The sequence below is a fragment of the Mycolicibacterium parafortuitum genome, assembly GCF_002086815.1.
GTDB classification, from domain to species: Bacteria; Actinomycetota; Actinomycetes; order Mycobacteriales; family Mycobacteriaceae; genus Mycobacterium; species Mycobacterium parafortuitum.
Genome location: NZ_MVID01000010.1, coordinates 113,440 through 139,510 on the forward strand (window position 1 = coordinate 113,440; position 26,071 = coordinate 139,510).

Below are 26,071 nucleotides of genomic sequence, written 5' to 3' on the forward strand. Positions count from 1 at the left end.
TGCAATGCCCATGAAACACGTTGGGGCTGCGTGGTTACCGCCGCGACACGGCGCTCGGACATCGCGGTTGGCTAACGAAAAGGACTCAGGCCGGATTCGCCGGACATGCGGCGCCGGAGTGCCTTCAGTCGTCGACGGCCGCCATCAGGCGGCGCTCGCTCGCGCGCCGCTCGGCGATCACAGCGCCGAGCACCTGCAACAGAATGGGCTTTCGCCGGACCAGACGCTCGATCTCGTCGCGCGCGATCTCCAGCACGGTGAGCTCTCCGACCGCGTGGGCGGTGGCCAGCACCGGCTCGCGGGTGAGCGCGGTCTGTCCCAGGAAGTCGCCCCGCTCGAGGGTGCGGGCCGGGATCACCGCTCCGTCGCGGTCGGTCACCGTGAGGCTGACCCGCCCCGAGACGACGAACCTCATGCCGAACGGGACCTGCCCGGGCCGCTGCAGAAGTTCCCCGTCGCCATAGCGCACCAATCGCATCACCGCCGCGATGTCGTGCTGTTCCGCCTCGGTGAGCCGCAGCGTCGAGGCCACCGCGCGCATCGCCGAGGTGACCCGTTCCGGTGTGCCGAAGTCGTCGGCGACACCGTCCAGGCGCAAGCCTTCGCGCCGCGCCGCGTACCAGACCCAGCGCCGGAACGTGCTCCGCACCGCCTCGTCCAGGGCGGGGGTGTACAGCGGGATCGACGTCTCGTACTCGGCGCCGCCGAGATAGAGCGTGGTGATCCGGCCGTCGGTACGAACGTCCGGCAGCATCGCGGCGACGGCCGAGAGCATTGCGCACACGTCGTCCGGCGGGTCGCCGGCGTCGAAGTTCGTCACGAGCGTGAGCCGGTGCTCACCCGGCGGGCGGCTGTAGTTGGTGAACGACGCACCGGCGAGTTCGGCATTCGGCATCACCAGAAGGTTGCCGCCGGTGTCGATATGGGTTGCGCGCCAATTGACCTCGACCACTTGCCCGTACGCGGCCGGCCGGCCCGCCGCGGTCGGCACGGTGATCCAGTCGCCGAGCCGGAACGGTTGCTCGAACAGCAGCAGCAGACCCGAGATGATCTGGCCGACCGAGTTCTGAAGTGCCAGGCCGAGAACGATCGAGGTGACGCCCAGCGCGGCGAACAGGCCGCCCACGTTGGCGCCCCAGATGTTGGCCATGATCACGGTGACGCCGACCGCGATCACCGCGAACCGCGCGACGTCGAGGAAGATCGACGGCATTCGCCTGCGCCAGCTGTCTTCCGGCGCCCCTTGGATCAGCGTGGCGTTGAAACCCGACAGCATCAACACCAGCAGGACGATCCCGAAGAGGGTGGCGACCACGCGCACCGAGGTGGCCTCGTCGGAGATCTCCATGGCCTGCACCAGGAGCAGCAGCAGGGCGCCCAGCGGCAGGATGTAGTTGCGCAGCAGTATCACCGGGCGGGCCAGCGCACTGCCGCGTCGTCGCAGCGCGTTGTGCACCTCGGTGAGCAGGACCAGGAGCACCGGGAAGCCGACGGCGACCACGATGGCCCAGACCAACCACGTCGAGTTCAGCACGCTGGTCACTGTGGGTGCCCCCGCAGCCGCCAGACCGGTTCGGTTCCGTGCTCGCCGGCCGACTCACCGGCGGCGACGAACTCCAGCGTGTCGTGCATGACGTCGTACACCCGGGCGGTGACATAGATTCCGGCCTGCGGGTTACCTCGCTGCACCCGGAAGGCCAGGTCGACCGTCGCGCCCCACACGTCGTAGGTCAGGGTGGAGCGCCCGACCAGTCCGCTCGACACCGCGCCGTTGTCGATCCCCGCTCGGAGCCGCAGGTCGTACCCGGATTCGGCGGCGTAGCGGTCGACGATGCGGTCCATCTCGATCGCGAAGTCGACGGTGCGCCGAACGTTGTCCAATCGGGGGGTGTTCAGCCCGCAGGCTGCGACATACCCGTCGTGCAGGGTGCGCACGTGCTCGACACCGAGGCTCTCGGCGGCGGCGTCGAACTGCCGGGTCAGGCTGTTGATGACGACCAGCAGCTCCTCGGAGGTCAGCCGGTGCGACAGGTCGTCGAGCCCCAGCACGTCGGCGAACAGCACGGTGACGTTGTTGTGGTCCTGGGCGATGGTTTCCTCTCCGTCGAGGTAGCGCCGCATCACCGGCTCGGGCATCAGGGACAGCATCAGCCGTTCGTTCTCGGCGCGCTGTTCCTCGAGTAACTTCTCCTTGATCGCCAGGTTCTGACTCATGTCGTTGAATGTCGTTGTCAGATCACCGAATTCGTCGCGCGACCATACCGGGATGTTGACCTCGTAGTCGCCGGCGCCGATCTGCTGGGCGCCGGTCTGCAACCGTCGTATCGGGCGCACGAAAAGCCGGGCCAGCAGCATCGCCGCCAGGCACACCGCGAAGATGATGAGCACCGTCGACAAGACCAGTGTTCGGGTGAACTGGGACACCGGGGCGAAGGCCTCGTCGGTGTCGATCTTGGCGACGATCACCCAGTGCAGGCCCGGTAGATCCACGGGTGAGTAGGACTGCAGCGCCTGGTGGCCCAGATAGTCGTCCTCGATGAGCGCCCCGGTGTTGCCGCGTTGTGCCACTTCGACGGACTCCGTGTTCACCGGTTGCACCAAGGTGGTGCCACGACGATCGATGGACTCCTCGGCGATCTCGGGTGGGGTGCCGCCGTCGACGACGTCGGAGACGAACGCCTCCCGGTTCTCACGGAACAGTCGCGAGTCCGAGCGCATCAGGTCGTCGGGCCCGACCAGAATCGTCTCGCCGGTCTTACCCATCCCGGTGTCGCGCCACTGGCCCTTGGCCGTCATCAGGTCGTTGATCCGCGATATCGGGAACTGGACCGCCATCACGCCGGCGATCTGGTCCTGCGATCCGACGGGGGACAGGAACCACGCGGTCGGTTCTTCCGCGGGTAGATACCAGCCGAAGTCGGTGACACCGACGTAGTCGATCGAGTTGGACGCCAGCGCCTTCTCGTAGGCCTCGGTGAGTTGGCCTTCGCGGTAGGGCCCGGTGAGGATGTTGGTACCCAGGTCGGGTCCCTTGTACGCCGAGTAGACGACGTTGCCGTCGGTGTCGAGAAGCAGTAGGTCTTCGAATTCGAAACGGTGCACGATTTCGCGGAAGAACTCGTTGAAGCGGGCATTGGCCGCCGACCACCTGCTGCCGTCGCGCGCATCGTCGAACTCGATCGCCCGCTCCCAGTTCTCGAACGGGGCCGAGTACAGCGCCTGCAGGTACCGCTGCGGGTTCGATTTGGGCAGCAGGGCCCGGACGTCGACGCGGTTGCCGCCGTCGTCGAGCGTCATGTCCGCGAACATGCGGTCGTAATACCGGCGCAGCGACGCCGCCTGCCCGATGTTGATGGTCGCCGCGTCCAGTTCGGCGAAGCCTGCGGTGAACGCTGCGATCGCCTCCGCCGCTGTGTTGCCCCGGGAGTAGATCGCCAGAGAGTTCTTCAGGTCCGAGAACTGTGTCTCCAATTGGCGTGACTGTGACTCGCGGATCTCGGTGAGGCGGTCGAACACCGAGGCGCGCAGCGACGACCGGCCGGACTGGTAGCCGATCGCGCCGACCACGGCCGCCGACAGGATGCTGGTCAGAAGGAGCATCAGCAGCAGCTTGGACTGGATGCTCATCCTGGACAGCACGCCGTGGCGCCCGCGTCTCTTCCTCAGTTTCTCGGGTGCACGCACGGTCCTCGGGAAAAATGTCATTCAGATCACACATTCCCTGCCAGGGCTGGGGGTAAACGGAGCCGTGTCCGCCGATGACCCGTACGACCTCGCGCGTTTCGTCCAGGCGCAGCAGGGCAGCTATGCGGGTGCGTTGGACGAACTGCGGGCCGGCGCCAAACGCGGCCACTGGATTTGGTTCGTGTTCCCCCAACTGCGCGGGCTGGGGCGCAGCGCGACCGCCGAGAAGTACGGCATCCGCTCGCTGGAGGAGGCCCGCGCCTACCTGGCGCACCCGGTCCTCGGGCCGCGGTTACGCGAGTGTGCGTCGGTGCTGGCCACCCATGCCGGGCGGTCGGCGACCGACATCCTCGGCTATCCCGACGACCTGAAGGTGCGATCGTCGATGACGCTGTTCAGCCGGGCGGCCGACGGGGACGACCGGGCACCGTTGCGCGCCGTCCTCGACGCGTTCTACGACGGCCGCGACGATCCCGTGACCCTCGAGCTGCTCACCGCGGATTCAGGATGAGCCAGCCGTGGGCGGGCACCACGACGTCGGGAACGACCTCGGCCGGCGGCGCCCCCGATCCGGCGACGATCTCGGCGTGCCCGATTCCGAGTCCGGTCAGCGTCAACGGCAGCGGTTCGTCATCGACGTTGAGAGCCACGACGAGGGCGTCATCGCCGTTGCGGGTGATGTAGACGTAGCCGCCGTTGGTCACCGACAGCGGTGTGGTGCGCGCGAAGCGCAGCCACGGATGCCTGCGGCGCAACCCGATCAGATGCTGATGGGTGCGGTACAGCTGGTGGCCGTGCTCGCCCACACCGTCGAAGGGCGAGGTGAATTCGGGCCGCACCGCGTCGTCGCCGCCGAACCGTTCCTCTTTCACCCCGCGGTAGGCGACTTCGTCACCGGCGTACACGCTCGGGGTGCCGCCGGTGGTGAGCAGGACGACCAGGGCGTGCTCGACGTGGAGGGGGTTCTCCAACTGGCTGGCGATCCGGGTGACGTCGTGGTTGCCGATGAACGTCAGTGGCACAAAGGTGTCGAGGAATTCGTTGTGCCGGGTCAGTGCCCAGTCGAGTTCGTGGAAGTTGACGTCGTTGATGCTGCTCCAGATCGCCTTCCACAGTTCGTATTGTGTGACGGAGTCGAAGCCGGAGTCGCGTACGCGGGCCGCGTAGTCGCCGTGGATCACCTCGCCGACGAACCACGCCTCCGGATGGCTCTCCCGGACCCGGGGCAGTACCTGCGCCCAGAACGCGTCAGGGACGGCGTAGGCGGCGTCGAGACGCCAGCCGTCGGCGCCGCGGTCCAGCCAGTGCCGCATCACGTCGACGGTGTAGTCGATGACCTCGGAATTGCGGTGGTTCAACGCGATCAGGCCGCCGTGACCTTCGAAGGTCACGAACTCGCCGCCGCGTGTGCGGAACCACGAGGTGTCCCCGCCGCCGACGGCGTCCCGGTATCGCGGGAAGTCGGTGCCGACGTGGTTGAACACGCCGTCGAGCAGAATCCTCAGGCCGCGCCTGCGCGCCTCGGCGACCAGGTGGTCGAAATCGCCGTCATCGCCGAGCCGTGGGTCGATGCGGTAGTGGTCGGTGGTGTCGTAGCCGTGGGTCGAGGACGCGAAGACGGGACCGAGCGCCAGTCCCGACGTGCCGAGTTCCAGCGCGTAGTCGAGCCAGTCGACGAGGCGCCGCAACCTGTGCTCGTCAGGACCCGGAGCCGGATCGGCCGGGTGGGCGCCGACGAACCCGAGCGGGTACACCTGCCACCAGATCGCGTGCTCTACCCACGCCGGCTCGGTCATATCGGCTCCTCGCGCAAGCGCTCGTCGGTCATATCGGCTCCTCGCGCAAGCGCTCGTCGGTCATATCGGCTCCTCGCGCAAGCGCTCGTCGGTCATATCGGCTCCTCGCGCAAGCGCTCGTCGGTCATATCGGCTCCTCGCGCAAGCGCTCGTCGGTCATATCGGCTCCTCGCGCAAGCGCTCGTCGGTCATATCGCTCGAAAAGCCCTCTCGTACAACGCCTTCATCTCCTCCGTCAGCTCCGCCGCCGGGCCGTCGACCGCGACTCCGGGGGCGACCGCCGTGATGGGCAGCCCGGCCACCGGCGGCGGCGGGGCATTCCACTCGGTCAGCCACCGGGTCAGCTGTGCCGACGACGCGGCGTACACCACGCGCCCGAGACCTACCCACGCATGCGCGGCCGCACACATCGGGCAATGTTCCCCGCTGGTGTACACGGTGGCCCGGGCCCGCTCGGCGGGACTCAGGTGCTCGACGGCCCATTTCGCGATCGCGTATTCCGGGTGCCGGGTCGCGTCACCGTCCTTGACGCGGTTGTGGTCCTCGAAACGGGTCACCCCGTCGCCGTCGACCAACAGGGAGCCGAACGGCTCGTCGCCGCCGTCGAGCGCCTCACGGGCGAGCTCGACGCATCGCCGCAGGTGACGCAGGTCCTCGTCGGTGACTGCCACAGCCGGATTCTACGCAGCGCGGCGCATGGGGTGGGCCGCGCATCGGGCGCGCATAGGGTAGGAAAGGGACGTGACCGCCTTCGGTTGGCGCTGCAACGAGATCGAGGCCCAGGCCGACCTGTTCGCCGGCCACCTCGAGGGCTCGGATCTGTCGGCGCCCGTTCCGTCGTGTCCCGGTTGGTCGGTGGCGCAGCTGACCCGCCACGTCGAGGCCGGCTTGCGTTGGGCGCACGAGATCGTCTCGACCAGCGCGGCAGCACCTCCACCCGAGACCGCGCTGCGGCAGCTCGCGGCGGTGTCCGACGACGACGGCGCCGCGCTGGGGGCGGTACTGCGTTCGGCGGCGTCGGATCTCGCGCGCGTGCTGCGTCGGGCGGGACCGGACGCGCAGATGTGGTGCCCGGTTCCCGGTGGCGGCAGCGCGTTCTATGCGCGCCGGTTCGCGCACGAGGCGGCGGTGCATCGCGCCGACGCCGCACTGGCACTGGGCCACCAGTTCGTGGTCCCGACCTTCGTCGCGGTCGACGGCGTCGAGGAGTGGCTCGAACTCGGTTGCCTGCCCTTCCATTTCGAGGTCCATCCATGGATGCGTGACCTGCTCGGGCCCGGCCGGACGATCGGGCTGCACACGGCCGACACCGACGACCACTGGATTCTCGACTTCACCGGGGATGTGCTGGCCTGGCGCCGCGGTGCCGAGCAGGCCGCCGCCGATCTGCGCGGGCCCGCCGCCGATCTGCTCCTGGTGCTCTACCGCCGGAAGCCGGTGAGCACCGTGGCGGTCCGCGGCGACGCGGGGCTGGTCGACTTCTGGTTGGACAGGGTCGGATTCGCCTGACCTGTCAATCGCAGCAGGATCTCGCGGCGACATCCAGCCGGCATGCGCAGGAGGCCGCGATCGGCACGTCGGCGCGGGCGGCGGCGAGTTCGAGCTGTTTGCCGATGATCACGGCTTCGGCGTCGCGGCCCAGCCGGGTCAGGCACTCGTGGTGGCCGTGCAGGCTCCACACGTTGCCCGGGTGCTGGCACGGCCTGCTCAGCGTCGGGTCCAGCCCCAGATCGGCGGCGTACACCGCGGCGGCGTCCTCGACCCGGCCCTGCTCCAGCAGCAGCGCGCCGAGCGCGTGCCGGGTGGGCTGCATCCATCCCCAGGGTTCGTCGTACGGGAGCGAGTCGTCGAGCTCGACCGCCCGCCGCAGATGTGCGAACGCTTCGTCGAATTTCCCGGCTCGGTAGTCGATCTCACCGTCCAGCATGGCTGCGGCCACCGCCAGGATGTCGCGGCTGGTGTTGTTGAACAGATAACGGCTTTCCGGGATCCGCGCATAGGCGGCGGCGAACGAGTCGCGTTCGGCGCATGCCTGGTCGAGGTTGCCGCTCGCCGCGTGCGCGACACCCCGTCCGTAGTGGATGGTCGCCGTGGTCGTGCAGTACAGCGACGTGTCCTCGGGCAGCGGGGTGGCGATCAGTTCCTCCCACCGTCCGAACCGCACCAGTACGTGGACGCGCAGCGGGACGAACGCTTCCAGCCAGTCCGCCATGGGAGGTGACTCGATGGCGAGCAGTTGCGGTGTCAGTTGTTCGGCGAGCTCGTCGGCGGCCCGCAGCGCGATCGACGAATTCCCTTCGAACATCGCCGAATACACCACGAAGTGTAGGTTGTGCGCCCGGTAGAGCGAATAGAAGTTCAGCGGTCCTCGCGTTTCGACGAAGCGGTGGTCCACCTGCACCGCGGCCAGGTTGGCGACCACAGAATCCCGGTAATTGCCGCACAGCACGTCGATGTGGCTGGGCATGTGCTGGAGGTGGCCGGCGTCGGGGACCAGGCCGCGCAGGAGGTCCGCCGCGGGCAGGGCGGCCTGCGGTGTGGTCGACATTTCCATCGTGTGGATGTAGAGGTGCAGGATTCCCGGATGCCTGCGGCCGGCCTCGGTGGCGAGGGCGTCCTCGAGGAGGCGTCTGGCCTCCACGACACGGGAACCGGGCGCGGGCTCACCGGTTCGGCTGTCCCACAACGCCCATGCGGTGACGTTGACCAGCGCGTCGGCCGCCAGTGCCGCGACGTCGACGTCGTCGGGGTGGTCGGCGGCCAGCGCGGCCATCGCATCCGCGTAGGCGGTGTGGCCGGCGGTCAACGTGTCTGCGTCGGCCGGATCGCCGGTGGGGAAGCGGGCCGTGAGCGCGTCGATCAGGCGCCGTTCGAGCACCGAGGCCCGCCCTTTGGCCGCGAGCCGGAGTTCCCTGCGTGCCCGCGCCAGCGACGCCGCGAGGTCGACGGGGTCGAACGCCTCCCAGCCCTTGTTGTAGTTCGGCCCGACCGCGTAGGCGATGCCCCAGCGGGCGAACGCGAAGTCCGGGTCGAGTTCCAGCGCGCGTTCGAAGCAGTGGATGGCTTCCTCGTGGTTGAACGCGTACGACCAGACCATGCCGCGGTCGAACCAGATCTGCGCGCTCTCGGATGTGGTGTCAGTCCGGCGATGATACGAGCCGAGGTCGTAGTACGGTTCGGCCTCGTTCGGCACGCTCGACGCGGCGGTCATACACCGCACGATAATTCACCCTGGCTGCGGTCGCGCAGATTGCGAGGAAAGCCCCTGCTGCGGCCCACGCCGCCAGCGTCAACAGTGGTGCCACGGCACCGTGTCCGTCGAAATAGGTGATACTGCGCAGCAACTCGACCCCGGATCCCTGCGGGACCACATCGGTGAACGTGGAATAGAACCCCGACAGCAGCGGGCGTCCCACCGGACCCGCCGCCGCGGCGTTACCGATCACGACGAGGAACAGCCCCAGCGCCACCGACGGCACCGCCCCGAACGCGGTCGCGACCCCGGTGATGGCGCCGCCGACGGCGATCGCGTAGAGCCACAGCACGCCGAAGACCTGCCACGAGTGCGCGGTCAGCGCGTCCAGCCCAGGGCCGACATAGAGGGTCACCAGTCCGGCCAGTACCGCCGAGAACACCGACAGCGACACGGTGCGCAGCGCGAGCGTCACCGGCGTGCGGACCGTACCCATCAACCGTCCGAGCAGCGCCGCACCCAGCGACGCGCCGATCGAGAGGAAGATGACCGCGTAGAACTCGACGGTTCCGGACGGGTCGCCGGCCGAGGTCGGCGCGACGTCCTCGACGACCGCGGCGAGACCGGCCTGCTCGGCGGCCTGTCGGCCGACCGATTCGGCGGCGACCGCGACGCTGTGGCCGCCCCCACCCGCGACGAAGATCGTCATCCTGCCCTCGGGGTCCACGGCGAATGCGGTGTCGGCTTTGCGCTCGAGGACCTGCGCCCTCGCGCCGGCGGCGTCGCCGAACTCGTTGACCGTCAACACATCCTGTTGGCGCAGACCGTCGACGAAGGTCGCCGGCCCGGACGCCGCCACCGTCATGTGATGCAGCGTCGGTTTGGCGAATGCGCCGGAATAGCTCGCCACCATCGCGAGCACGAAGACGGTCAGCCCGGCCAGGGCCAGCACCGTGGTGCGGATCGCGGCGCGATCGCGGATCGGGGGGAGTTCCGGTGAGTGGTGTCTACCCACGGTCGGGTCCTTTCTGGATCGACGCAGTGCCCAGCAGTGCGTCGACGGTGTCGAGTGCCGCGCGCACCCGGGCGTGCAGATCGGTGGCGTCCGGGTCTTCCATCCAGGACCTCAGGACCTCCACGAACCCGCCCACCAGGAAGCGGGTGACCGCGTCGGCTGGAACAGGGGAGACCGCGTCGAGCACGGCGAGGCCCTGTTCGGCGATCTGGCGGCAGGGTGTGACCAGTGCGTCGCGGTAGGTGACGAGCACATGTTGGTGGACGGTGCTCGATACGGCGTTGCGGCACAACGGCGAATGCTTCGCGGCGAACCCGAACAACTCGAGAATCCGTGCGCGCGCGTCGGTGCCGTCGTAGATGGGCATGGCGGAATCGAAGGCGTGGCTGAATGCGGCGGCCACCACATCGTCGCGGTCGCGGAAATGGCGGTAGAAGACCTGACGGCTGACCTGGGCGTGCGCGGTCAGATCGCCGACCGAGATCGCGTCCACCGGATGCTCGTGGGCAAGTGCGAACGCCGCATCCCGGAGCCGGGTATGGACCCGTTCCGCACGTGGATCGGCACTGCGGCCGCGTAAGCGCATGACGTGAGGTTAGAGGACTTTGTTTACAGTTGTCCACGAAAAGGTAGGTCGACTAAGTCACCTTGTGCGCGTCCGTGTGATCGGCCATACCCACGTCACCGGGGGCCACGAACCACTCCCGCAGGAAGTCCGTCAACGCGGCGATGTCGCCGGTATCTCCGCGTGCCGCCAGATAGCCGTCGGGCCGAACCAGTAGCCACCCGTCGTCGCGGCCCGGCCGCACCGTCACCGCCCCGTCCCACCGACGGGTCGCGTCGCGGGCCGTCGCGTCGTCGGTGAACAACGTCAGCGCGCCGAGGTCGAGTTCGTCGTACAGCCCGTCCGCGTCGGGCACCCGGTCACCCGCCCCGAACGGCCCGCCCCGGTAATCCGCCGAGAGTTGCCCGAACATCGCCGCGGCCGCCTCCTGCACCCGCGATCGCCCAAGCGCTCTCGGCGCCATACGGATTCGCGCCTCGTGTACGGCACGATTGGTCGAGTTGAAGACGCGCGTACCGATCTCGGTGAACCCGATCACCTTCCGGATCACCGGCAGCCGCTCTGGGGAATACGTATCCAGCACCGCGGTTTTCGCGCGGCCGTCGAGCACCATCGCCAGCTTCCAGGACAGGTTGATCATGTCCTGCACCCCGAGGTTCATACCCTGCCCGCCCGCCGGACTGTGCACATGGGCCGCATCTCCGCCGAAGAACACCCGACCCTTCCGTAGTGTCTTCATGTGCCTGCTGTTGATCCGGAACCGTGAGCTCCAGTTCATCGAGTGCAACCGCGCCGGCACGTGCACCACCCGGTCGAACAGCACCTGGATGTGTGCGAGTCCGACCTCGCCCGCATCGGTCGCCACCCCGCCGGGATCGGTCGCCATCAGCCGGAACCGGCCGCCGCCCATCGGGAACACCGCGAAGAATCCGTTGGCGGCTAGGAAGATCGACACCTCATCGGACGGTAGATCGCCGTCGATGTGCAGGTCCGCCAGCACGTAGTTGTGGGGGAGTGTGCGCCCGGCGAACCCGAGTCCCAGGGCTCTGCGGATCGTGCTGTGCGGGCCGTCGGCCGCGATGACGTACGAAGCGCGCACGGTCTCGTCGGCGCCGCTGCTGCGCATCGTGACGTCGACGCCCTCGGCCGACTCCCGCACCGTGGTGACCGTCACGCCACGCTCCACCTTGACGCCTTGCCGGGCAAGCTGCTCGGTCAGCAGTCGTTCGGTCTCCGATTGCGCGAGCATCAGGATGAAGTTGAATTCGCTGGGCATTCGGTGCAACTCGATCGACGCGAGACGGCGCCCCGCCGCGTACAGCGTTGCGCTGCCGGCCCGATTGCCCAGCGGCAGCATCCGGTCGCCGACACCGCGGACACGCAGCAGTTCCAGCGTGCGCGCCTGCACGGCCAGTGCGCGTGACTCCGGGGAGGGGCGCTCGGCGCGGTCGACGATGCGGACGGCGACGCCCAGCCGGGACAGCTCGAGCGCCGCGGTCAGGCCGGTGGGCCCAGCCCCTGCGATCAGAACGGAGGTGGATGCCGACGGCGGCTGACCGGCCATGGTGAACTCCTCTGCGCTAAGTCGACGCTGCTCTAAGTCGACACTGCTCTAAGTCAACGACTGTTGACTTACACGATAGGCCGATGGCGACATAAGTCAACATCTGGTGACTTATGCTCTGCCCATGACGAGACCGCGTAACGCCGAGGCCACCAGGGCGGGCATCCTGACCGCCGCCCGCGCGCGGTTCGGGGCCGACGGCTACGACCGGACCACGCTGCGGGCCATCGCCGCCGACGTCGGCGTGGACCCGGCCCTGGTGATCCGGTATTTCGGAAACAAGCAGCAGCTCTTCGCGGCAGCAGCGGAGTTCGAGCTCCACCTGCCCGACCTCACCGAGCTGACCCCGGATGAGATGGCCGACGCGCTGCTGGAGCGGTTCTTCGCAGTCTGGGAGCGTGACTCCACCTTCATCGCTCTCCTGCGCGCGGCGATGACGAGCGACGCGGCCGCCGAGACCATGCGTCAGGTGTTCGCCACCCAGGTGGCGCCGACCATGTCCAAGGTCGTCACCGACAATCCGGGTCCGCGTGCCGCGCTGATCGGCTCACTTGTGATCGGGATGGCGACCACCCGCTACGTGATCAAGGCGCCCGCGGTCGCCGCCCTCGGCCACGAGGAACTCAAGCGGTGGGCGCGCCCCATCATCCGCGATCTGCTCGTCGGGCCACCCCCGCGGTGACACCCGGATTGACACGTGTTCTAGTCGAGGGGTGCTGGACTACACCCACGTGGACGGATTGAGCGCAGCCGACATCGCCCGGTTGCGTGCTGTGTACGAACCCCTCACCCAGTCGGTGCGCGAACTGATCGATGCGACGATCCGCACCGAGGTGGACGCCGACGCCGTCGCAGCCGCCAAGGCCGAGATCGACTCCGCCACCGCGCGGTTACGGGCTGTGCAGTGCGAAGGGTCGTTCGGGGTCCAGACCGGAGCGGACGGCCAGTCGATGCCGTGGGGCAACGCGGTGATCGGAGTGCGCAATCCGAGCGCGCCGCCGCTGGTCATCCACAAGGACGGCGACGGCGGGGCCCGCAGCGACTTCTATCTCGGGGCGGCCTTCGAGGGGCCGCCGGGGCATGTGCATGGCGGGGTCTCGGCCAAGATCCTCGACCACATCCTCGGCGACGCGGCGAGCAAGCCGGGTGCGCACCGCCTGACCGGCACCATCACGGTGCGTTACCGGCGCCTGACGCCGCTGGGCCGGCTGCATTCCGAGGCGCGGGTGACCCACACCGACGGGTTCAAGACCTACGCGGTCGGGCACATCGCCGACGCCACCGGAATCACCGTGGAGGCCGAGGCGGTGTTCATCGAGCCGCGCTGGGCGCGGGGATGACCTCGATCGCGTTGAGATGGCGCGCGATCGCGCTGGCCTCGGCGACGAGCACGCGTGACGACCCGTCGTCGGCGCCGTACCGCGCAGCGGCCTCCCGCAGCCGCTGGGCCGCGGCCTCCAGTTCGGCGGAGTCGACCGTCCACGGCGACGCCGCCGTCGGCGGGTCCCCGCACAGCGCCTCCACGTATTCGTCGACCGTGACCGCGAACTGACGGTCTTCGATCGTCGGCTGACCCTGTGGCAGGTTCGCCTCCAACGTGGCGCACGACGCCGTCAGCGAGTTCACCGCCGTGCGGTAGGAGCGCAGCCAGTGCCGCAACTCGGGTGCCTCCATCCGCATCGCGCCCGATGTCGCCTCGAACGCCGCCCTGGCCCGGTACGCCCGCTGCCATGCGGCGCTCAGCGCGTCGGCGGGATGCTCGATCACGTGCACGTAGCCCTTGATCACCGTTGCGGCGTAGTCGATCTCGGTCTTGAGCAGCTCACCGGCACGTTGCGCCAGTCGCGTCAGCTGATCGTCGGGCAGCACGACGTGCGAGACGACCGCGAGTCCGCCGCCGATGAGCGTGGCCAGCACGGGGTCGGTCATCGAGGGCGGCGCGCCGTCGCGGCTCACTTCGAGCAGGAACACCGCGGCCGCCGCCACCGCGGACGACATCGCGATGAACCCCAGCCCCGACACGAGGTAGGCGGACGCGATCCCGACCACCGCGAAGGCCGCCGACACCCATGTGGGCGGGTCGAGAAGGATCAGCACGGTGGAGGCGGCGACGATGCCGACGAGGCTGCCCGCCAACCGGCCGACACAGCGCGTATAGGTGTGCGCGGTCTCCGGTCGCAACACCAGCAGCACGGTCAGCGGAATCCAGTATCCGTACGGCACATGGGCCAGGTGCTCGATCGCGCAGCCGGCGACGATCGCCGCGGCGAGTCGGGCCGAGTGGCGCAGCACCGGGGAGCGTTGCCGCAGGTGCCCCCGTACGGTCTCGATCGCCGCGCGCACCGACGACGGCAGTTCTGACCGGCGCAGCCGGACCGCGTCGGGGGTGGACGGAACGAAGTCACCGAGACGCATCGCCACCACTTCGTGCAACAGCGCCGAGAGCCGCTGGACCGGGCCGGATTCCGGACCCTCGACATCGTCGACCACGGAGTCGAACCGGGTGATCGCCACGTCGGTGCGGACCCGCCCGGAACGGCTGGTGTCGGCCACCGCCATCATCGTGTCGGCGGCCTCTTCCAGGGCCCGATCCAATGCGTCGGACCGGGATCCGGAGGCGATGTCGGTCAACGTCGCGGCGATGCGTTCCGGCAGTGCGTACCAACCGCGGTAATCCGCCGGCCGACGCGATGTCGGACGCGTGGTCCTGGTGAATGCCTCGCGAAGTGCGACCAGCGGTTCGGTGTCGACGCGCCAGCCGTCCCGGTCCTCGACGAGGCGGCGCGTGTCGGTGGCCAGCGACCGGTAGGCGGTGACCACCGCATCGCGCTGATCCCGCCATCTCTGCGGCGGCCAGATCGCGATCACCGCGGCCTGGGTCAGTGCGCCGGCAACGGCGAGGGCGGCGGTCCACGGTGCGGCAGTCAGCGCGGGCGGGGCCACCTGCGCGCCGACCAGCAACGCGCCGGACGCGGCGCCGAGCAGTCCGGTGTTGGGTCCGTTCGCCCACAGCATCGCCGCGCCGGCGCACCACGCCGCCGCCACGACGACGAAAAGCACAGGGACCGAGGCGGTCAGCGCACCGAGCAGTACCGCGACACCGGCGAGCGCCGAGGCCAGATACACCAGCGGCACGCGGGACCGAGGGCTGTCCTGGAACGCGCAAGCACCGGCGATCGCGGCGGCTCCGCCCGCGGTGGTGGCCGAACCCGGTGGACCCCACTGCATCGCGATCGCGGTGATCGCCGCCACCGCAACCAGACTGCGTAAGGCCGCAGCGAGATCCGGCAGCGCCGGACGCATCGCGAGACCCTTGATCACTCGTCCATTCTGACCCGGCTATGTTCGCCGGGTGGAGAAAGTGATGATCACCCTGCGTGGCGCGCCCGGCGACGAGGCCTGGTGCACCCGGCTGCGCACCGACGTCGCCCGGCAACTGCTGGCCACCGGTGCGCCCGGGCTGACCGTCAACGTGCGCGACGCGGCGGTGACCGATTCGCTGATGACGTTGACGACCCTCGAACCGCCGGTGATCGCACTGGTCAGCATGTGGACGCCGCAATACTACGGTGAGCAGATCCGCACCGCGACAACGGTATTGGCGGAGCTGTGCGACCAGGCCGCGGCGTACCTGGTCACCGAGTCGGTGCCGCTGCCCGGTCCGCGGACCGACCCGGGCGTGCGGACGCCGGGGCTGGCCAACGTCGCGTTGCTGCGCAGACCGGGCGGACTCGACGAGCGCACATGGTTGCACCGTTGGCATCACGACCACACCCAGGTCGCGATCGACACCCAGGCGACGTTCGGGTATGTCCAGAACACGGTGGTGCGCGCGCTGACCGACGACGCCGCGCCGGTCGACGCGATCGTCGAGGAGTTGTTCCCGATCGAGGCCACCGCCGACCTGCACGCGTTCTTCGGTGCCGCCGACGACGCCGATCTGAGTGATCGGATGTCCAGGATGGTGGCCAGCACCACGGCGTTCGGGGCCAACGAAAACGTCGACACCGTGCCGACGAGCCGCTACGTGCTGCGCGACCCGTTCCCGGCTTCGCCCGATGCGACGGCCGGCCGCGATAGCCTGCAGCCGTGACTTTGCAGATCAGCGACGAGAACCGGGTCCGCACGCTGGTGTTCGACCGGCCCGAGGCGCTCAACGCGTTCAACCAGGAGCTCTATCTCGCCACCGCGACGGCGCTGCGTGACGCCGCCGAGGACCCCGAGGTCGCCGTGGTGCTGCTGACCGGGGCAGGGCGCGCGTTCAGCGCGGGCAACGACCTCAAGGAGATGCAGGCCGGTATCGCCGACGGGTCGCTGACCTCCGAGGGCAGCCACTTCACCACGATGATCGACGCCCTCATCGAGTTGCCCAAGCCGTTGATCTGTGCGGTCAACGGGGTCGGGCTCGGTATCGGCACCACGATCCTGGGCTACGCCGATCTGGTCTTCATGTCCTCGACTGCGCGGTTGAAGTGCCCGTTCACCAGCCTCGGTGTGGCACCCGAAGCCGCATCGTCGTATCTGCTGCCGCAGCTGATCGGACGGCAGAATGCCGCCTGGCTGCTGTTGTCGTCGGAGTGGGTGGGCGCCGAGGAGGCGAAGCAGATGGGCATCGCGTGGAAGGTGTGCGAGCCCGACGACCTGCTGCCCGAGGCGCGCAGGCACGCCGAAATCCTTGCGTCCCGCTCGATTCCGAGCCTGGTCGCGGTGAAGAAGACGATGGTGGCGCCGTATCGAGACGAGATCGCCGCGGCCACCGAGCGGGAGAACGCACACTTCCAGGAACTTCTCGGTGGTGCCGCCAATGCTGCCGCGCTGGCCGAGTTCACCGGGAAGGGCTGATCAGCCCACGCTTTCGCGCTTGCAGTCGACGGCCTGGAAGTGTGCCTCGATGATCGTCCTCAGAGTTCGCCGGCATCTGCCGCAATCGCCGCCCGCGCCGCAGGCCTCCGCGATCTCTTTCGAGGTCCGTGCACCGTTGGCCACCACTTCGTGGACCACATGGCTGGTGGTCCCGGTGCAGAGGCAGACGAACATGCGCGGCTACCCCTGCCCGCCGACGCTCATCAGGTGGGCGAACCGGCCGACGAAGCGGGTCGGGTAGGGGCCCATGCCCGCGTTGGCCATCCACTCGGCGGCCGCATCGGGATGCTCGATCCACTGCCTGGCGCTGGCCTCGTCGGCGATCTCCTGCAGGATCAACACCTCCTGGCCGTCGTCGAGGGCGCGGTAGACCCAGATCTTGCGGACCCCGCCGCGGCGGAACCGGTCGAGTCCGTCGTGCACCTTGTCCATCAGCGTCGGGACGTCGTCGACCGAGGACATCACGCCGACCACCACGCGGCCCACGTGTCCTTCTGAGCCGTCACCGAGCAGGTCGATCTTCTCGACGACCTCCCCGCCGAATACCGGCGGGATATCGTCTGCGCCGGAAATGTTGAACCATTCGAAGATCGCCGGCGATCTCAGTACCTCTCGAATGGAGCGCGCGTGGTGAATTCCGATGGTGGCGAGTACACGGCGCGGTTCCCAAATGGATTCGTACAACACGACGTGATGGGCACCGATCGAGGCGAGGCCGTCGCGGTGCTTTTCGAGCCATTTCCACATCACGTCGACATCGTCGACCTTGAAATCACAGGCAAGAATGAATGAGTGCAAGTCGTACTCACCCATTGGTTACCCTTACCTATAGTCCGGCAAAAAACGTTAGCGCAGTCTAACCTTACTTAGCGTAGGCAGTCCAGACTTCCGCGCTGATCTGCGACTGGAGTCGCCGGACGATCCGGCGAACCACCCGGACGGGGCGAAAAGACCGGGTTTTGTGCCTCGTTCCCGGCGCCCCTTTGGACTAGATTGAAATGTGCTCGCACTCAGCCCGTGCAGATAGCGCACGCCCTCGGCCCACGATGTTCTTAGGAGCAGATGATGCAAGGCGATCCCGAAGTTCTGAAATTGCTCAACGAGCAATTGACGAGCGAACTGACGGCGATCAACCAATATTTCCTCCATTCGAAGATGCAGGACAATTGGGGCTTCACCGAATTGGCCGAACACACCCGCAAAGAATCGTTCGAAGAAATGGTTCACGCGGAGGAGATCACCAACCGGATCCTGATCCTCGACGGTCTGCCGAATTACCAGCGGCTGTTCTCGCTGCGCGTCGGGCAGACCGTGCGCGAGCAGTTCGAGGCCGACCTGGAGATCGAGAAGGAGGTCGTCGCGCGCCTGAAGCCGGGCATCATCATGTGCCGCGACAAGGGTGACGCGACCTCGGCCACGCTGTTCGAGAAGATCCTCGCCGACGAGGAACTGCACATCGACTACCTCGAGACACAGTTGGAGTTGATGAACAAGCTCGGCGAGGAGCTGTATCTGGCCCAGTGCGTGTCGCGGCCGCCGCAGTAACCGATTAGAGACGCCGCGCGCGGGAAATCCTGCCCCGGCGCGCCACGACCACGGCGCGCCGGAAGGGTAGGTATGACGGCGTCTCCGGCACCATCACGGACAGCCACTCCGAGCGGAGTGGCTGCCGATACGGACCGCGACGAAGGTCCGGTCGAGCCGGTTCCGGTGAGCACCCGACGCCGCAACGTCATCTTCGTCGCGGTGGTGCTCGGCATGTTGTTGGCGGCGCTGGACCAGACCATCGTCGCGACCGCGCTGCCGACCGTGGTCGCCGATCTGGGCGGGGCAGGGCACCAGTCCTGGGTGGTCACCAGCTATCTGCTGGCGTCGACGGTCTCGACCGCGATCGTCGGCAAGCTCGGAGACCTGTTCGGCCGCAAGGTGATCTTCGCCGCGGCGGTGGTGTTCTTCCTGATCGGCTCTGTGCTGTGCGGGATCTCGTCGTCGATGGACATGCTCGTCGCATCTCGCGCGCTGCAGGGCATCGGCGGCGGTGCGCTGATGGTGACCGCCACGGCACTGATCGGCGAGGTGATCCCGCTGCGTGACCGCGGCCGCTACCAGGGTGCGCTCGGAGCGGTGTTCGGTGTCACGACGGTGATCGGACCACTGCTCGGCGGCTATTTCACCGACCACCTGACCTGGCGGTGGGCGTTCTGGATCAACGTCCCCATCGGCATCGTGGTGCTGGTCGTCGCGCTGGCCACCATCCCGGCGCTGGGTGCGCGGTCGCGTCCGGTGATCGATTACGCGGGCATCGTGCTCATCGGCCTCGGCGCGTCCGGGCTGACTCTGGCGACCAGTTGGGGTGGCAGCACCTACCCGTGGGCGTCACCGATGATCATCGGACTGTTTCTCGGATCGATCATCGCCGTGGCGGCGTTCGTGTGGGTCGAACTGCGCGCCGAGGAGCCGGTGCTGCCGATCCGGCTGTTCTCGAGCCCGGTGTTCACCGTGTGCTGCGTGCTGTCGTTCATCGTCGGCTTCGCGATGCTCGGCGCGCTGACCTTCCTGCCCACGTTCATGCAGTTCGTCGACGGCGTGTCGGCGACGGAGTCGGGGATACGTACCCTGCCGATGGTCGCCGGGCTGCTGCTCACGTCAACCGGAAGCGGGGCGCTCGTCAGCCGCACCGGTCGTTACAAGATCTTCCCGGTCCTCGGCACGGCGGTGATGGTGCTGGGCTTCGTGCTGCTGTCGCAGATGGACGCCACCACGCCGGTCTGGCAGCAGAGTGTGTACCTGTTCGTGCTCGGCACGGGCATCGGTATGTGCATGCAGGTTCTCGTGCTGATCGTGCAGAGCACCGCGAATTTCTCCGATCTCGGCGTCGCGACCTCGGGCATCACGTTCTTCCGGACCATCGGAAGTTCCTTCGGGGCGGCCATCTTCGGATCGTTGTTCGCGAACTTCCTCAACGCCAGGGTGCCGACTGCGCTCGCCGAGAGCGGAGCGCCACCCGCCGCCGCCGAGTCGCCGCGACTGCTGCACGAGCTGCCCGATGCGGTGGCCGCCCCGATCGTCGGGGCGTACGCCGACTCGCTGGGGATGGTGTTCCTGTGCGCGGCGCCGGTGGCCGTGGTCGGCTTCCTGGTCGCGCTGACGCTGAAGCAGGTCCCGTTGCGCGAGATGGAGACCACGGCGGCGCTCGACATGGGCGAGGGCTTCGGCATGCCGTCGGGCGACACCTCCGAACGGATGCTCGAGATGGCGGTCGGCAGGCTCGTCCGGCACTCGCCCGAGATCAAACTGCGCAGCATCGCCGGCACCCACGGCTGCGACCCCGACGTCGCGGTGCTGTGGGCGCTGGTCCAGATCTACCGGCAGAGCCAGGTTTTCGGCTCCGCCCGGCTATCCGAGATGGGCGAGCGGCTGCGCGTCCCGCCCGAGGTGCTCGAGCCCGTGTTCGACCGCCTCACCGAGCGCGGCTACGCGCTGCGGACCGGCGATCAGCTGTGGCTGACGCAGTCCGGCGCGCAGCAGGTGTCCGCGGCCACCGCGGCGCTGGTGAGCCGCATCGTGGCGAAGCTGGAGATCTCGCCGACATTCGAGGGCCGGCCGGACCGCGACGAGGTGGAGGCCGCGCTGGAACGGATCGCGCAGCGGCTGCTGGTGCAGCGGGACTGGGATGACGAGCGCGACAATCTCGCCACGGCGGGAAAGTGAAACAGGTTACAGTTCTCCGATGAGCCGAATCGGAGACTTCGCCGACGACGACGTGACCGGCTTCGCGGTGAGGTCACCTGAGCTGGGGAGCGCGATGGCCCAGTTCTCCAACGCCGTCTACACGAAAAGCCGGCTGCCGATGAGAACCCGGGAAGCCGCCCGCATCGTGATCGCGTACGCCAACGAATGCGTGGTGTGCCAGAACACCCGCGACGGCGAAGGCGCGGAGAACGGGCTCACCGAGGAGTTCTACGACTACGCCACCCAGTGGCGGACCTGGCCGGGCTACAGCGACGAGGAGCGCATCGCGATGGAGTTCGCGCACCGCTTCGCCACCGACCACACCGGGTTACGCGACGACGAGGACTTCTGGGAGCGCGCCAGGGCGCACTTCTCCGACGACTTGCTGACCGACCTGGCGATCTCCTGTGCGATGTGGGTCGGGATGGGCCGGATGTTGCGCACGCTCGATATCGGGCAGAGCTGCAAGATCACCCTGTAGGGGTCCGCGCCGCGTTGCAGAATGGCGGGTATGGCCGCCAAACCGCTCGCCGCCGCCGCCATCGCCCAGCTGGAGGCCGACGGGGTCGCGACCCTGATCGGCACCGTGGTGAATCCGGCCGGACTGACCCTGGCGAAAACCGTTCCGCTGCGCCGGATGGGCGCGTTCGCCGAACCCGGTCTGGGCGCGAGTCCGGTCTGGCATGTGTTCACCATCGACCACACCGGGATCGTGTTCAGCGAGTCCACCGGGGTGGTCGGGGACCAGCGGGTGCGCATCGACCTGGGCGCACTGCGCATCCTCGGTGACGGATTCGCGTGGGCCCCGGCATCGTTCTTCGCCCAGGACGGGCAGCCCGACCCGTACTGTCCGCGCGGGACACTCCAGAAGGTGCAGGACAGATTGGCCGACGCCGGCATCAGCGCGCTGGTGGGTCATGAGATCGAGTTCGTGCTGGTCGGTCCCGACGGGGCGCGACTACCCGCCCATCTGTGGGCGCAGTACGGGCTGGCCGGGGTGCTGGAGCACGAAGGTTTCGTCCGGGACGTGACCGCCGCGGCGAACGCGTCCGGTGTCGCGATGGAGCAGTTCCACCCCGAGTACGGGGCCAACCAGTTCGAGATCTCACTGGCCCCGCAGCCGCCCGTCGCGGCGGCGGACTCCGTCACCCTGATGCGGATCATCATCGGCCGGGTGGCCCGTGCGCACGGCATGCGCGTCAGCCTGTCCCCGGTGCCGTTCGCCGGCGGCGTCGGATCCGGTGCCCACCAGCACTTCTCGCTACTGCGTGACGACGTTCCGGTGTTCTCCGGTGGCGAAGGGCCCGCCGGGATGACCTCGGAAGGGGCGAGTGCGGTCGCCGGGGTGTTGTCCGGTCTGCCCGACGCCCAGGGTGTGCTCGGCGGCTCGATCCTGTCGGGGTTGCGGATGCAGCCGGGGACCTGGGCCGGGGCCTACGCGTGCTGGGGTACCGAGAACCGGGAGGCCGCGGTGCGTTATCTACTTAGCGGGGACGCCAATCCGTACGGCGCCAACGTCGAGGTGAAGGTCATCGACCCGTCCGCCAACCCGTATCTGGCATCCGCGGCGATCCTCGGACTGGCTCTCGACGGCATCGACAACAGGCGCAGGCTGCCCGCCGAGGTCGGGGTCGACCCGTCGAGTCTGTCGGAGGCCGAGCGTTTCGAGGCCGGGATCACGGTGCTGCGCACCGATCTGCCTGCCATCCTGGACACTCTCGACGATTCGGCGAAGATGCGCGGCATCCTCGGCGACGCGGTGGTCAACGCGGTGGTCGCCGTGCGCAGGTACGAGCAGGAGAACTTCGCGGACCTGACGCCCCACGAACTCGCCGACAAGTTCCGTCTCGCCTGGAGTGTCTGAGTGACCGCTCGGCCATCTCGGCGCGGATCCGCGCTGCGCGAGCATGTCGCGGCGGTGCCGCTGATCGACCACCATGTCCACGGCTGCTGGTTGGACCCCGTCGGCAGGTCGCGGTTCGAGAACGCGCTCAACGAGGCCAACACCGAACCGTTGGCCGCGTTCGACTCGGCCTTCGACACCCAGCTCGGGTTCGCGGTACGCGCGCACTGCGCCCCGACGCTGGGGCTGGCACGCCACGCCGACGCCGACGCCTATTGGGCGAAGCGCTGCTCGATCCCCGAGGACCTGCTGGCACACCGGTTTCTCGCCGGCGCGCAGGTGTCGGACTGGCTCATCGACACCGGATTCGCCTGCGGGGTGGCCGATCTCGAGGAGTTCGCCGGCCTGGGCGCGGGTCGGGTGCACGAAGTGGTCCGGCTGGAGACGGTGGCCGAACAGGCCGCCGCCGCTTCGGGAGACTACGCGGACGCATTCGACGATCTGCTGTGGCGACAGGCCCGCACCGCGGTGGGGGTCAAGTCGATCCTGGCCTACCGCGGCGGCTTCGTCGGTGACCTGTCCGAGCCGTCGGCCGCCGAGGTCGCCGACGCGGCTGCCCGCTGGCGCGACGCGGGCGGGGACCGGTTGACCGACCGGGTGCTGCTGCGGTTCGGGTTGCACCGCGCGCTGCGGCTCGGCAAGCCGCTGCAGTTCCACGTCGGGTTCGGCGACCGCGATTGTGACCTGGACACCGCCAACCCACTGCATCTGCTGGACTTCCTGCGGGTCAGCGGAGACACCCCGGTGATGCTGTTGCACTGTTATCCGTACGAACGCGAGGCCGGATACCTGGCCCAGGCGTTCAACAACGTCTACCTCGACGGCGGGCTGTCCGTCAACTACCTCGGCGTCCGTGCCGAGGCGTTCATCGGCCGCCTGCTGGAGATGGCTCCGTTCCGCAAGATCCTGTACTCGTCGGACGGCTTCGGCCCGCCCGAGCTGCATTTTCTCGGATCGCGGCTGTGGCGCAACGGAATCGGCCGGGTCGTGCAACGCTTCGTCGACGCCGACGAGTGGAGCGAGGCCGACGGTATCCGGGTGATCGACCTGATCGCGCATCGCAACGCCCGGCGCGTCTACCGGTTGGACTGACGCCAGGGGGTTGACAACATACAACCAATCGGTTGTATGTTTATGGGGTGATCGTGCAGAGCGAGGACAGCGTCGACGCGCTGTTCCACGCGCTCGCCGACCGCACCCGCCGCGACATCCTGCGCCGGGTGATGGCCGGGGAGCACTCGGTTTCCGCGCTCGCGTCCAACTACGACATGAGTTTCGCCGCCGTGCAGAAGCATGTCGCCGTGCTGGACAGAGCCGGTCTGATCACCAAGCGGCGCAACGGCCGTGAGCAACTGGCCCGAGGCGAGGTCGCCGCGGTGCGGTCGGTGGCGTCACTGCTCGAAGAACTCGAGCAGATCTGGCGTGGCCGGGTCGCGCGCATCGACGAACTCATCGCTGCCGATCCGCAACCACCCAGAACCGACGAGGAGTGACCATGCCCGTTACCGACGTCCAGCACGATCTCGAGAACCGGACCCTGACCATCGTCGCCGACTTCGCGGCGCCCGTGCGGCGGGTCTGGCAGATCTACGCCGACCCGCGTCAGCTGGAGAAGATCTGGGGCCCACCGGAATATCCGGCGACCGTGGTGGATCACGACCTGCGCCCGGGTGGCCGGGTGACGTATTACATGACCGGGCCCGAGGGCGACAAGCACGCCGGCTACTGGGAGATCACCGCGGTCGACGAACCGAACGGTTTCTCGTTCGACGACGGGTTCGCCGACCAGGACTTCAACCCGAACCCGGACCTGCCGGTGTCGAAGAACGTGTTCACGTTCGCCGCGCACGACGGCGGTACCCGGGCCACCTTCCTGAGCACCTACGCGTCGGTGAAAGCGCTGCAGCAGGTCCTGGACATGGGCGTGATCGAGGGTGCATCGGCGGCGATCAACCAGATCGACGGTTTTCTCGCCGGCTGACGGCGGGTCAGCGCACCCCGCGCAGCAGCCGCCCTGGCCGGGCCCCGGTGTCGACGCCGTAGCGGCGCGTCACCACGCCACTGACCACGGTCGCGTCATATCCGGAGGCGCCCTGGATCAGCCGGCGGCCACCCGCGGGCAGGTCGTAGACCATCCGTGGCACGTCCAGGCGCAGCGCGTCCATGTCGATGACGTTGATGTCGGCCTTCTTACCCTCGGCGATCACCCCGCGGTCGGAGAGGCCGAAAAGCGTTGCCGTGTCCAGTGTCTGCTTGCGAACCACGTACTCCAGGGAGAACTTGGGCCCACGGTGGCGGTCCCTGGCCCAGTGCGTCAACAGGAAGGTGGGGTAAGAGGCGTCACAGATCAGACCGCAGTGCGCACCGCCGTCGGAAAGCCCCGACACCGCCGCGGGACTCTGCATCATCTCGTAGATCGCACTGTGATCACCCTCGGCGTAGTTGAAGAACGGCAACATCAGCATGGCGCCGGCGTCGGCTTCCAGCATCAGGTCGTACATCGTCTCCAGCGGATTCTGGCCGCGGGCCGCGGCGATGGCGGCCACCGTCTTGTCCGGCGTCGGTTCGTAGTCCGGAGGGTCGCCGATGGCGTAGATGCGGTCGGTGCTGAACTGCGCCAGCGCGAACAAGCCGTCGAGCAGGGCACCGGGCGTCGGAGGCAGATCCTCCTCGGCGAGGATCGCCGCCTTGACCGCGGGATCAGCCAGCCGGGCCGCGAGTTCGTCCCGGGTCGATCCGGCCGACACTGCACGGAACGTCGGCCGATGCGTGAAGGCGTGATAGCCGGGGAAGCCCAGCAACATGCCGAACGGGCGGGCCGCGAACTGTGCGTAGAGCTCGATGCCGTTCTCATGCGCCTTCTCGGCCCGGTCGAGTTGCCGGCGCCACAGGTCCGGTGCATGCGAAGCCTGGATCAGCGTGAATGACACCGGTCGGCTGATGTCGTCGGAAAGCTTTGCCATCCACTCCATTTCACGCATGCAGGCATCTGCCGGGCTCTCGCCCGCGGTACCCTGTGGAGCCACCTCGAAGACCGCCTGACCGCCGGCGGCCATCGCGCGACCAAGCCCGAAGAGTTCGGCCTCGGCGGCATAGGTGCCCGGCACCGCCTGGCCGTCGATGGCGCGGTGCGCCTCGGTGCGCGAGGTGGAGAAGCCCAGCGCGCCGGCCTCGACGGCCTCCTGGACGATGCGGGCCATCGCGGCGATGTCGTCGGCTGTGGCCTCCTCGTTGTTGGCGCCACGCTCGCCCATCGCGTAACCGCGGACCGCCCCGTGGGCGATCTGCGTCCCGTAGTCGACGGCCAGATTCCGCTTCTCGATCGCGTCGAGGTACTCCGGGAAGCTCTCCCACTGCCAGGTGATGCCCTCGGCCAGTGCGGAACCCGGGATGTCCTCGACTCCCTCCATCAGCTCGATGAGCCACTGCTCGCGACCCGGCCGCACGGGTGCGAAGCCGACGCCGCAGTTGCCGCTGACCACGGTGGTGACCCCGTGCATGCTCGACGGTTCCAGCGTCTCGTCCCAGCTGACCTGACCGTCGTAATGGGTGTGGACGTCGACGAAGCCGGGTGCGACGATGCGGCCGGAAGCGTCGATCTCGTGGGCCGCCGCGGTGTCCAGGCCTCCGGTGTCCCCGTCGCGGCGGCGCACCTCGACGATGCGGCCGTCCTTGACACCGATGTCGGCGCGGAAGCGGTCGGCGCCGGTGCCGTCGACGACGGTGCCGCCGGTGATCTTGAGGTCCAGCATGTGG

Annotated in this window: 25 protein-coding genes; 13 read left to right on the forward strand and 12 right to left on the reverse strand. The window is 68.3% G+C overall.

Translation table 11 applies throughout. From position 1 onward, the window contains the following. Window positions 1–124 precede the first annotated feature (124 nt). Together BST38_RS13510 and BST38_RS13515 are read right to left on the reverse strand one after the other, a co-directional pair. Entirely contained in the window at window positions 125–1,543 is a 1,419-nt protein-coding gene (locus BST38_RS13510) for a mechanosensitive ion channel domain-containing protein (RefSeq protein ID WP_083143841.1), read from the reverse strand. Continuing rightward, entirely contained in the window at window positions 1,540–3,627 is a 2,088-nt protein-coding gene (locus BST38_RS13515; RefSeq protein WP_083143842.1) for an adenylate/guanylate cyclase domain-containing protein, read from the reverse strand. The genes BST38_RS13510 and BST38_RS13515 overlap by 4 nt, the downstream gene beginning before the upstream one ends. Before the next feature lie 121 nt (window positions 3,628–3,748). Here BST38_RS13515 and BST38_RS13520 point away from each other — a divergent pair, with 121 nt between their 5' ends. After that, the gene (locus BST38_RS13520) at window positions 3,749–4,195 is read left to right on the forward strand and encodes a DUF1810 domain-containing protein (RefSeq protein ID WP_232079777.1); all 447 of its coding nucleotides are present in this window, start codon (window positions 3,749–3,751) and stop codon (window positions 4,193–4,195) included. Here BST38_RS13520 and BST38_RS13525 read toward each other — a convergent pair. Together BST38_RS13525 and BST38_RS13530 are read right to left on the reverse strand one after the other, a co-directional pair. Continuing rightward, entirely contained in the window at window positions 4,176–5,480 is a 1,305-nt protein-coding gene (locus BST38_RS13525) for an alpha-amylase family protein (protein WP_083143843.1), read from the reverse strand. The genes BST38_RS13520 and BST38_RS13525 overlap by 20 nt on opposite strands. Before the next feature lie 188 nt (window positions 5,481–5,668). After that, the gene (locus tag BST38_RS13530; protein WP_083143844.1) at window positions 5,669–6,151 is read right to left on the reverse strand and encodes a nucleoside deaminase; all 483 of its coding nucleotides are present in this window, start codon (window positions 6,149–6,151) and stop codon (window positions 5,669–5,671) included. 70 nt (window positions 6,152–6,221) lie between these two features. On the opposite strand from BST38_RS13530, the gene BST38_RS13535 reads away from it, so the two are divergent. After that, complete coding sequence (locus BST38_RS13535) at window positions 6,222–6,989, forward strand: maleylpyruvate isomerase family mycothiol-dependent enzyme (protein WP_083143845.1); 768 nt, start codon at window positions 6,222–6,224, stop codon at window positions 6,987–6,989. Window positions 6,990–6,993: 4 nt separating this feature from the next. On the opposite strand, the gene BST38_RS13540 is transcribed toward BST38_RS13535, so the two are convergent. From BST38_RS13540 to BST38_RS13555, 4 genes are read right to left on the reverse strand one after another with little or no spacing between them, the layout of a single operon-like run. After that, window positions 6,994–8,691 carry a tetratricopeptide repeat protein gene (locus BST38_RS13540; protein ID WP_083143846.1) on the reverse strand — a complete coding sequence of 566 codons (1,698 nt, stop codon included), beginning with the start codon at window positions 8,689–8,691 and terminating at the stop codon, window positions 6,994–6,996. After that, the gene (locus BST38_RS13545; RefSeq protein WP_083143847.1) at window positions 8,618–9,688 is read right to left on the reverse strand and encodes a hypothetical protein; all 1,071 of its coding nucleotides are present in this window, start codon (window positions 9,686–9,688) and stop codon (window positions 8,618–8,620) included. Before BST38_RS13545 ends, BST38_RS13540 begins: the two co-directional genes overlap by 74 nt. Further along, window positions 9,681–10,274, reverse strand: a complete 594-nt coding sequence (locus tag BST38_RS13550; protein ID WP_083143848.1) for a TetR/AcrR family transcriptional regulator — start codon at window positions 10,272–10,274, stop codon at window positions 9,681–9,683. The genes BST38_RS13545 and BST38_RS13550 overlap by 8 nt, the downstream gene beginning before the upstream one ends. 52 nt (window positions 10,275–10,326) lie before the next feature. Beyond that, complete coding sequence (locus BST38_RS13555) at window positions 10,327–11,817, reverse strand: FAD-dependent monooxygenase (protein ID WP_083143849.1); 1,491 nt, start codon at window positions 11,815–11,817, stop codon at window positions 10,327–10,329. 118 nt (window positions 11,818–11,935) lie between these two features. Between BST38_RS13555 and BST38_RS13560 the strand changes: the two genes are divergently transcribed. Beyond that, a complete protein-coding gene (locus BST38_RS13560) occupies window positions 11,936–12,499 on the forward strand; it encodes a TetR/AcrR family transcriptional regulator (RefSeq protein WP_165761590.1) in 564 nt (187 codons plus the stop codon). A 31-nt stretch (window positions 12,500–12,530) separates the two neighbouring features. Continuing rightward, complete coding sequence (locus BST38_RS13565; RefSeq protein WP_083143851.1) at window positions 12,531–13,157, forward strand: PaaI family thioesterase; 627 nt, start codon at window positions 12,531–12,533, stop codon at window positions 13,155–13,157. On the opposite strand, the gene BST38_RS13570 is transcribed toward BST38_RS13565, so the two are convergent. Further along, window positions 13,129–15,138, reverse strand: a complete 2,010-nt coding sequence (locus tag BST38_RS13570) for an FUSC family protein (protein ID WP_083143852.1) — start codon at window positions 15,136–15,138, stop codon at window positions 13,129–13,131. The two genes, BST38_RS13565 and BST38_RS13570, sit on opposite strands and share 29 nt — an antisense overlap. Before the next feature lie 31 nt (window positions 15,139–15,169). On the opposite strand from BST38_RS13570, the gene BST38_RS13575 reads away from it, so the two are divergent. Beyond that, window positions 15,170–15,910: an EthD domain-containing protein gene (locus tag BST38_RS13575; RefSeq protein ID WP_165761587.1), complete on the forward strand. Its 741-nt coding sequence runs from the start codon at window positions 15,170–15,172 to the stop codon at window positions 15,908–15,910. Next, a complete protein-coding gene (locus tag BST38_RS13580) occupies window positions 15,907–16,659 on the forward strand; it encodes an enoyl-CoA hydratase/isomerase family protein (RefSeq protein WP_083143853.1) in 753 nt (250 codons plus the stop codon). Before BST38_RS13575 ends, BST38_RS13580 begins: the two co-directional genes overlap by 4 nt. Here BST38_RS13580 and BST38_RS13585 read toward each other — a convergent pair whose 3' ends face one another. After that, window positions 16,660–16,854: a (2Fe-2S)-binding protein gene (locus BST38_RS13585; RefSeq protein ID WP_083143854.1), complete on the reverse strand. Its 195-nt coding sequence runs from the start codon at window positions 16,852–16,854 to the stop codon at window positions 16,660–16,662. It abuts the gene before it with no gap. A 6-nt stretch (window positions 16,855–16,860) separates the two neighbouring features. Continuing rightward, window positions 16,861–17,493: a fatty-acid--CoA ligase gene (locus BST38_RS13590; protein WP_083143855.1), complete on the reverse strand. Its 633-nt coding sequence runs from the start codon at window positions 17,491–17,493 to the stop codon at window positions 16,861–16,863. Window positions 17,494–17,745: 252 nt separating this feature from the next. Between BST38_RS13590 and bfr the strand changes: the two genes are divergently transcribed. From bfr to BST38_RS13625, 7 genes are all read left to right on the forward strand, one after another. After that, window positions 17,746–18,225: a bacterioferritin gene (bfr, locus tag BST38_RS13595; RefSeq protein ID WP_083143885.1), complete on the forward strand. Its 480-nt coding sequence runs from the start codon at window positions 17,746–17,748 to the stop codon at window positions 18,223–18,225. 72 nt (window positions 18,226–18,297) lie between these two features. Beyond that, window positions 18,298–20,391, forward strand: coding sequence for an MDR family MFS transporter (locus tag BST38_RS13600; protein WP_083143856.1), 2,094 nt, complete (start codon window positions 18,298–18,300; stop codon window positions 20,389–20,391). A gap of 19 nt (window positions 20,392–20,410) precedes the next feature. Further along, a complete protein-coding gene (locus tag BST38_RS13605) occupies window positions 20,411–20,893 on the forward strand; it encodes a carboxymuconolactone decarboxylase family protein (protein ID WP_083143857.1) in 483 nt (160 codons plus the stop codon). A 21-nt stretch (window positions 20,894–20,914) separates the two neighbouring features. Beyond that, window positions 20,915–22,276, forward strand: coding sequence for a type I glutamate--ammonia ligase (locus BST38_RS13610; protein ID WP_083143858.1), 1,362 nt, complete (start codon window positions 20,915–20,917; stop codon window positions 22,274–22,276). After that, the gene (locus BST38_RS13615; RefSeq protein ID WP_083143859.1) at window positions 22,277–23,407 is read left to right on the forward strand and encodes an amidohydrolase family protein; all 1,131 of its coding nucleotides are present in this window, start codon (window positions 22,277–22,279) and stop codon (window positions 23,405–23,407) included. Window positions 23,408–23,454: 47 nt separating this feature from the next. Beyond that, on the forward strand, window positions 23,455–23,808 hold the full coding sequence (locus BST38_RS13620) for an ArsR/SmtB family transcription factor (protein WP_083143860.1): 354 nt from the start codon (window positions 23,455–23,457) through the stop codon (window positions 23,806–23,808). A 2-nt stretch (window positions 23,809–23,810) separates the two neighbouring features. Beyond that, on the forward strand, window positions 23,811–24,296 hold the full coding sequence (locus BST38_RS13625; RefSeq protein ID WP_083143861.1) for an SRPBCC family protein: 486 nt from the start codon (window positions 23,811–23,813) through the stop codon (window positions 24,294–24,296). Window positions 24,297–24,303: 7 nt separating this feature from the next. On the opposite strand, the gene BST38_RS13630 is transcribed toward BST38_RS13625, so the two are convergent. Beyond that, window positions 24,304–26,067 carry an N-acyl-D-amino-acid deacylase family protein gene (locus BST38_RS13630; RefSeq protein ID WP_083143862.1) on the reverse strand — a complete coding sequence of 588 codons (1,764 nt, stop codon included), beginning with the start codon at window positions 26,065–26,067 and terminating at the stop codon, window positions 24,304–24,306. Window positions 26,068–26,071: the final 4 nt, after the last annotated feature.